The organism is Terriglobales bacterium, assembly GCA_035454605.1.
GTDB lineage: Bacteria > Acidobacteriota > Terriglobia > Terriglobales > Acidobacteriaceae > DATMAB01.
The window spans coordinates 1-7,065 of record DATIGQ010000209.1; the positions used below are offsets into that span (position 1 = coordinate 1).

The 7,065-nt window shown below is 64.7% G+C and carries 6 protein-coding genes; all 6 read left to right on the forward strand.

Translation table 11 applies throughout. From position 1 onward, the window contains the following. Positions 1-1,026, forward strand: a 1,026-nt coding sequence (locus VLE48_14835) for a hypothetical protein (GenBank protein ID HSA94286.1), incomplete at its 5' end; no start/stop codon positions are given. 9 nt (positions 1,027-1,035) lie between these two features. Further along, positions 1,036-1,614, forward strand: a complete 579-nt coding sequence (locus VLE48_14840) for a hypothetical protein (GenBank protein HSA94287.1) — start codon at positions 1,036-1,038, stop codon at positions 1,612-1,614. A gap of 92 nt (positions 1,615-1,706) precedes the next feature. After that, a complete protein-coding gene (locus VLE48_14845; protein ID HSA94288.1) occupies positions 1,707-2,684 on the forward strand; it encodes an A/G-specific adenine glycosylase in 978 nt (325 codons plus the stop codon). A 55-nt stretch (positions 2,685-2,739) separates the two neighbouring features. Continuing rightward, positions 2,740-3,237 carry a TlpA disulfide reductase family protein gene (locus VLE48_14850; protein ID HSA94289.1) on the forward strand — a complete coding sequence of 166 codons (498 nt, stop codon included), beginning with the start codon at positions 2,740-2,742 and terminating at the stop codon, positions 3,235-3,237. Positions 3,238-3,340: 103 nt separating this feature from the next. Further along, positions 3,341-5,047, forward strand: a complete 1,707-nt coding sequence (locus VLE48_14855; protein ID HSA94290.1) for a M28 family peptidase — start codon at positions 3,341-3,343, stop codon at positions 5,045-5,047. A 69-nt stretch (positions 5,048-5,116) separates the two neighbouring features. Next, positions 5,117-7,065: hypothetical protein (locus VLE48_14860; protein HSA94291.1), on the forward strand; the 1,949-nt coding region annotated here is incomplete at its 3' end.

Sequence of the window (7,065 nt, forward strand, 5' to 3'; positions counted from 1 at the left end):
ACCGCCAAGGCCAACATGAGCGGCTCACCCTTCTTCGTAGACGGAGGCGCGAACGCAGCTACGTATAACACGCAGGTGTGCTACGACGGCTTGAATGAAAAGGTGATGCCCGCCGGCTATGCCACTTGCTCTTCGGAGCCGCCCCCGCCACAGTTCATGTACATGCGCCCGGTGTACGTGGTGACGGCGCTGGCGGTCACACGTACCGGCGCGCGGCGCATGGTGCAAATGGAGGTGGCGGAACAGCCGCCCATGATCACCAACGCGGCCGTGGACTCGCAGGACCACGTCAGCCTGAGTGGTCAGCTGACGGTAAACGGCTACGACGCCTGCTCGTGCGAATGCACCACAAAGAAAGTGAGCGGACAGAACGTCACGACTTGCGTGGATCGGCCGGGTAAGATCTGCGACAAGAGCAAGTGGGCGATTTATTCGTCGGAAACTGTGGACAGTCCCAGCGCGTCGGAAAACATCGTGGCCGGTCAAGATCCGCCCATCGCACAGAACCAGCCCTGGTTCTATGACATTCCCGGCATGGTCGAGACATTCGGCAGCAACCCGGCATCGGTGAACGTGACCGGGCCGCCGTACAACTACACTTGTGTCGGCTCGCCTCCGAATTGCGGCACCCAACCGGACCAGAAGTTCGGGACGCCGCCCAGTCCCTTTCCTCCGGTCGATCCGGACAACCCGATAGGGGCTGTGAATCAAGTCACCTATGTTCCGGGTGACCTCAAGCTGACCAACGCGGCAACTGGGGCCGGCATCCTAGTGGTAGACGGCGACCTGGAGATCAACGGTGGCCTGGAGTTCTACGGCTTGATCCTGGTGAAGGGCGTGGTGGCCTTTACCGGCGGCGGCGCCAACCCCACCAACATCGTGGGCGCGGTGCTGGCCGGGCAGCAGTCGCTGGATAACACCGTGCTGGGCGGCAGCGCCGTGATCAACTACGACCTGTGCGCGCTGAAGCAGAAGCAAACGCCACAGCCGCCCGCCATCCTCGCCTATCGCGAGGTGCGTTACTAGGAGGAAACAATGATCCGTTTTCGCTGCATGGCCAGCGCACTCGCGGTCGCGCTGGGATGCCTGATGGTGGTCGGCGTGGCGGTGGCGCAGGACCAGGACCAGCCTTCGCTGGGAGAACTGGCCCGTCGCAACAAGGAGAAGAAGGCGCAGCAGGAGGCCGCGAAGTCCAAGAAGGTGTATCGCGCCGAGGACCTGCCCAAGGCTCCGCCGGGATCGGAATCCGCGGCATCGGCGGCCGCTCCCGCCGCATCGGCTGCGCCTGCGAACGCGGCCGAATCCGGCGAGTCGCAGGCGACAGCACCGGCGGCGGAAAGTGGCGAGCAGGCCCCGGCTTCTGCTGAGGCAAAGGATGCGGAGGCGGCCGTAGAGCGGGCGAAGGCCGACGAAGCGGCAGTAGAGAAGAACATCGAAAAACTGCAGAAACAACTGGAAACGGAAACCAGCGAGTTCCGCCGCAATCTCTACCAGGAATCGTTGGATCGCTCGAAAGAGAACCTGGCGGCCTATCGCGCCAAACGCGAGGAAGCGGAAAAGGCAGCGGCAGCAGCCGGTTCCGGCAAGAAGCCGGAAGGCCAACCACCGCAATAGAGCAGTTCGTGAGATAACGCAGGCCGGCCTGGTGCCGGCCTTCTTGTTTGGTTGTTACATGCCGGCGGGCGGCTCAGGCATACTGTGCGTCCATGGCCCGGCTTCCTGTCCGCGTCTTGCCTCGCCTGCGCGCCCGGCTGCTGGCCTGGTACGACCGCCACCGACGCGATCTGCCCTGGCGGCGCACCCGCGATCCCTATCGCGTCTGGGCTTCGGAGGTCATGCTGCAGCAGACGCGGGTGGCCGCAGTGCTGGATCGTTACCCCGACTTCCTGCGGCGCTTTCCCAGGCTGCGTGTGCTGGCAGCGGCACGGCCGGCCGATGTGCTGGCCGCCTGGAGTGGCCTGGGATACTACCGGCGTGCCCGCATGATGCACCAGGCCGCTCGCGTCCTGGTCGGGGAGCGAAACGGCCGCTTCCCGCGCTCTGCAGAGGAGTTGCGCGCGCTGCCCGGAGTCGGTCGCTACAGCGCGGCCGCCATCGCCAGCCTGGCGTTCGGAGAACCGACGGCGGTGGTGGACGGTAACGTGGAACGGGTGCTGCGCCGTTTGCTGGCAACTCCGGGCAATGGGACTCACGCTCACCTGTGGGATGCAGCCAATGCTCTCATCTCCCGCAACCGCCCCGGTGACTTTAACCAGGCGATGATGGAACTGGGCGCCACGGTGTGTCTGCCGCGGGCGCCGCGGTGTGAGGCGTGCCCGCTGGCTGCGTGGTGCCGGACACGCGGGACGCTCGAGACGGCGCCGCCGCAGCGACGTCGCAAAAGCCGGGTCACTTACGGACTGGCTGCCACGCCGCGGGCCGTCTACCTGGTGCGGCGTCCGGAGCGGCTTTCGCTGATGCCGGGCATGTGGGAACTCCCTGAAGTCGCCCAGAACCAGGCGGAGAGCAGCGCCGTGGCCAGGATGCGGCACGCCATCACCAACACGGACTTCACGGTGAGCGTAGTTACGCTGAGCCAGGCGCCCAAACCCGGACGTGGTCGCTGGATTCCCCGCTCACGCCTGCACACGCTTCCCCTCACCGGCTTGACCCGCAAGATCCTCGGCCGCTTCGCTATGCTGTAAAGCTGAAGCCGGGAGGAGGCCTGCGTCATCCACTAAGATAGGGACGGAGGTCTGGATGGACTCGATAGGCAAGGGGAAACCGGCGCCTGAGATTTCACTGCCGGGTATGAACGGCGATCACTTCTCACTGATGGAGGCGCGGCAGCGCGGCCCGGTGCTGGCGGCCTTCTTCAAGGTTTCCTGCCCCACCTGCCAATACACGTTTCCTTTTCTGGAGCGCCTGTACAAGGCCTACCCGCGCGACAAGGTGACGGTCGTAGGCATTTCGCAGAACCCGCGTCCGGAGACGGCGCAGTTCAAGGAAAAGTTCGGCATCACCTTCCCCGTTTTTCTCGACGACACCCACAGCTATCCCGTCTCCAACGCCTACGGCCTGACCAACGTGCCCTCTTTGTTCTACATTTCACCGGAGGGCAAGGTCGAACAGGTGACCGTGGGGTGGCTGCGCGCGGAGGTGGAAGAGCTGAACAAGCGGCTGGCGGCGGCTGCCTCCATGCCCAAAGCGCAAGTGTTCGCACCCGGCGAAGAAGTCGTCGACTACATGGCCGGTTGAGGGTCGAAGAACTGACCCGCGGTCCGCGGGTCACGCCCTCAAGAGAATCGCCCCAGGCATCGCGTAGAATAGAGGATTCATCTCACCACTGAGGTTGGTTCTGATGCGCATCCACAAGGCAGCCTTCTTGGTCGTTCTCCTGGTGTGCGGGGCGGTGGGAGCGTTCTCCCAAAGCCAGCGCACAAAGCGCAAGGCTATGGGAGCGGAACGGGACCTTTCTCCCGCCGTTGCGCGGGCAGTGAAGGCCATCGACGCGGAGAAGATCCGCGAGCACGTACGTTACCTGGCCGACGACCGCCTGCAGGGCCGCGGCACGGGCCAGCCCGGGGGCGACCTGGCGGCCAAGTACATCGCCGAGCAGTTCGCTTCCTACGGCCTCAAACCGGCCGGCGACAACAACACGTACCTGCAGCGCGTTCCTCTGGTGGGGCTGACCACGCAGCCGGAGAGCACCTACGCCCTGGTTCCCGCTTCCGGCGAGGAAATGAAGCTCAGCATGCTGGACGACTATGTAGTCATGGATCAGACGCAGGGTACGGAGTCCGACATCGACGCGCCGGTGGTATTCGTAGGCTACGGCATTTCCGCTCCTGAATTCGGCTGGGACGACTACAAGGGCGCCAACCTGAAGGGCAAAGTCCTGCTGATGCTGGTGAACGAGCCGCCCTCGCTCGATCCGGCGTTCTTCAAGGGCCCGACGCTCACGTATTACGGCCGCTGGACGTACAAGTTTGAGGCGGCAGCGCGGCGCGGTGCGGTGGGCGCCATCCTGATCCACAAGACGGAGATGGCCAGCTACGGCTGGAACGTGGTACGCAACTCCTGGTCCGGCGAGCGCTCGGATCTTCTGGCAGAGACTCCCAAACTTCATGCCGCCTCGTGGATCCAGCTTGAGGTGGCGCGCAAGGCCCTGGCTGCCGCCGGCAAGAATGTGGACGAACTGATGCAGCAGGCTCGCTCGCGCAGCTTCCGTCCCGTCGAGTTGCCGCTCCGCCTCAAAGCCCACCTTGTGACCAAAGTGCGCCGCTTTGAGTCGAACAACGTGATCGCGAAGCTGGAAGGGTCGGATCCTGCGTACCGGAATCAAGCGGTGATCTACACCGCGCACTACGACCATCTGGGCATCCGCCCGAACATGGCGGGCGACAACATCTTCAACGGAGCGGTGGACAACGCCACCGGTTGCGCCGCCCTGTTGGAAATGGCGCGCGTGTTCGCCGAAGCGTCCCAGCGCCCCCGGCGTTCCATCCTGTTCGCGGCGGTGACCGCGGAGGAGCAGGGGCTGCTGGGTTCAGAGTACCTGGGCAAGCATCCGCCAATGCCGGCCGCGCGTCTCGTGCTCAACCTGAATTTCGACGGCATCCCGCCGCGCGGTGAACCGGAGGAAGTAGAAGTCTCCGGCGCGGAGCGCACCAGCTTTTATCCGGTGGTAAAAGCCACGGCCGAAAGTTTCGGGCTGGAGATTGTGCCGGATGCCAACCCCTCGGCCGGGTATTACTATCGCTCCGACCACTTCAGCCTGGCGCGCGTGGGCGTGCCCGGGTTCTCCGTCGAAGCCGGCTTGAAGTTCAAGGGGCGCACCCTGGAATGGGGACGCCAGCAGCGGGACGAGTACACCGTCAAGCGCTACCACCAGCCAGGCGACCAGTACACCGAGGACATGGATTTCACCACCCTGCAGACGCTGGCCCGCTTCGGGTTCACGCTGGGTTGGAAGGCCGCGCTCTTGCGCCAGGGCGTCGAGTGGAGGCCCGGCGATGAGTTCGAAGCGGCCCGCAGAGCCAGCCGCAAGGCGGCAGGAGCGCAGTAAGACTGCCGCCTGCCGGACTCGCCGGGCAGATGTGGTAAATTCGGGCGCAGCAGTTTTCACGCTGCGCTCATGTCGCCGTTCCCATTCCTGCAACGCGGCAGCCTGGCCGATCACGCCAAGGAACTCAGCCTGAACACGTACACGCCCTCGTTGCGTCTGGAGGGCCTGCTGGCCGGGGTGGACAACGTCCGGCACGACGTATTCCTGAGCCCGCGCTTTGCCGATACCGCCCGCCAGCACATCGCTCGCCTCATCACTCGCTACGGCAATGTGCAGGACCTGGTGGCGGAGGAACCTTCCATCGCCCGGCCTCCCTCCATCGTGCGTCCCCCCGAAGCGGCCAAGGCCAAGGCCGATCCGGCCGACTTCAAGCGCAGCCTGGTGGAACTGCACCTCGCCGCGCTGAACCGAGCCAAGGCGGAGAACAACCTTTCCATCGACTTGCTGGCCCGACTGGCCATCATCAAGTTCTTGCGCAACGAACTGAGCGCCCAATTCACCCAGACCCTGGAGCGTTGTCGCACCAAGCTCAAGAGCTACGAAGGTCCCCACCAGCCGGCGCGCATCGTGGAAATGCGCGAGCGCTTTGCCGCCCTGCAGATTGGCAAGAAATCGCTGTTGCGCCGCGTGGGCCAGGACCTGTTCGAGACCCTGCGCGAGATCGAGAAGGAGACCCTCTCGCGCACGCGACGCTCCCTGTTCGGGGAAGCCGCGGCTGCCGGACACTACGATCTGCTGCTCAACCGCCTGCTGTTTACCGAGGACGGGCGCGACGACTATCTCAACGCCGAGCACTACGTCATGCTGGGCAACTACGAGCGCGACCCCGACCGTTTCCAGACCATGCTGGAGATCAGTTGCGAGTTCCTGCGCTCGTTGAACATCGCCGCCAACGGCGGCACCGACGACGACCGCGCCCTGGACCCCTTCTTCAGCGCCCCGGAAAACGCCCAGGAACTCACCGCCGGCGGCACGCCCGATGAGTCCACACCCCGCGGCAAGTCGCAGAAAGCGCTGCTCGGCGCGTGGGTGGACCTGCTGGAGAAGCAGCAGGTGATGGATCACGTCATCGCCTCCTACGAGGCCGTGCCGCTGCTGGCCCAGTACTCGCCGCCCATCAACGCGCAGCAGCTCAAGAACGCGCTCATCTCACGGACCGAACGCAAGCGGGTGGAAACCCTGCTGGAGGAGCACGGCAAGATCTCCACTGACGGGCTGCACTCCGCCGTCAAGCGCGTGGGGAGCTGCAAGGGCGCCGAGCGCGCCAAGATCGCCGGCCGCTTTCTGGGTGACTTTATGCGCTACCACCGCGACCTGCGACGCTTCGAGGCCCTCAACTCCGCCATGGACTCGGTCAACGTGGTGGCCACCGAGAAGCTGCGAGAACTCTCCGCCATCAACAGCACCCTCTACGAGTTCCTGCTGGCCGAGGAGCAGAAGCCGGTGGAGGACAAGGTCATCCACCATGTGGTGATCAAGGCCGACGTGCGCGACTCCACTACTCTGACCCGCACGCTCATGGAGCGCGGTCTCAACCCGGCTTCCTACTTCAGCCTGAACTTCTACGATCCGGTGAACAAGCTGCTGGCCAAGTACGGCGCCACCAAAGTCTTCATCGAAGGAGACGCGCTGATTCTGGCGCTGTTCGGGCGCGAGGGCGAGCCCTCCAACTGCGTGGCCCGGGCCTGCGTGCTGGCGCGGGAGATGCTCGAGATCGTGCAGGCCTACAACCAGAAGTCGCGGCCCGCGGGGCTGCCCATCCTGGAGCTGGGCATCGGCGTCTGCTTCGAGGATTCCGCCCCGCTCTACCTCATGGACGGCAACCAGCGCATCATGATCTCGCGGGCGCTCAACGAAAGCGACCGCCTCTCCTCCTGCAGCAAGGGCGCCCGCAAACTGCTGGGCGCGGAGAGCGGCTTGTTCAACGTGTACGCCTTCCAGACCGTGGAGGACGTGGAAACCGCCGGCGCGCCGGAAGAACTCATGCTGCACTACAACGTGAGCGGCATCCACATCAA

What these genes read in the sequence shown, in the direction of transcription:
- VLE48_14845 (HSA94288.1), top strand. Translation starts at nt 1,707, where the DNA reads ATGGCCCGGCTTCCTGTCCGCGTCTTGCCTCGCCTGCGCGCCCGGCTG.
- VLE48_14840 (HSA94287.1), top strand. Translation starts at nt 1,036, where the DNA reads ATGATCCGTTTTCGCTGCATGGCCAGCGCACTCGCGGTCGCGCTGGGA.
- VLE48_14850 (HSA94289.1), top strand. Translation starts at nt 2,740, where the DNA reads ATGGACTCGATAGGCAAGGGGAAACCGGCGCCTGAGATTTCACTGCCG.
- VLE48_14855 (HSA94290.1), top strand. Translation starts at nt 3,341, where the DNA reads ATGCGCATCCACAAGGCAGCCTTCTTGGTCGTTCTCCTGGTGTGCGGG.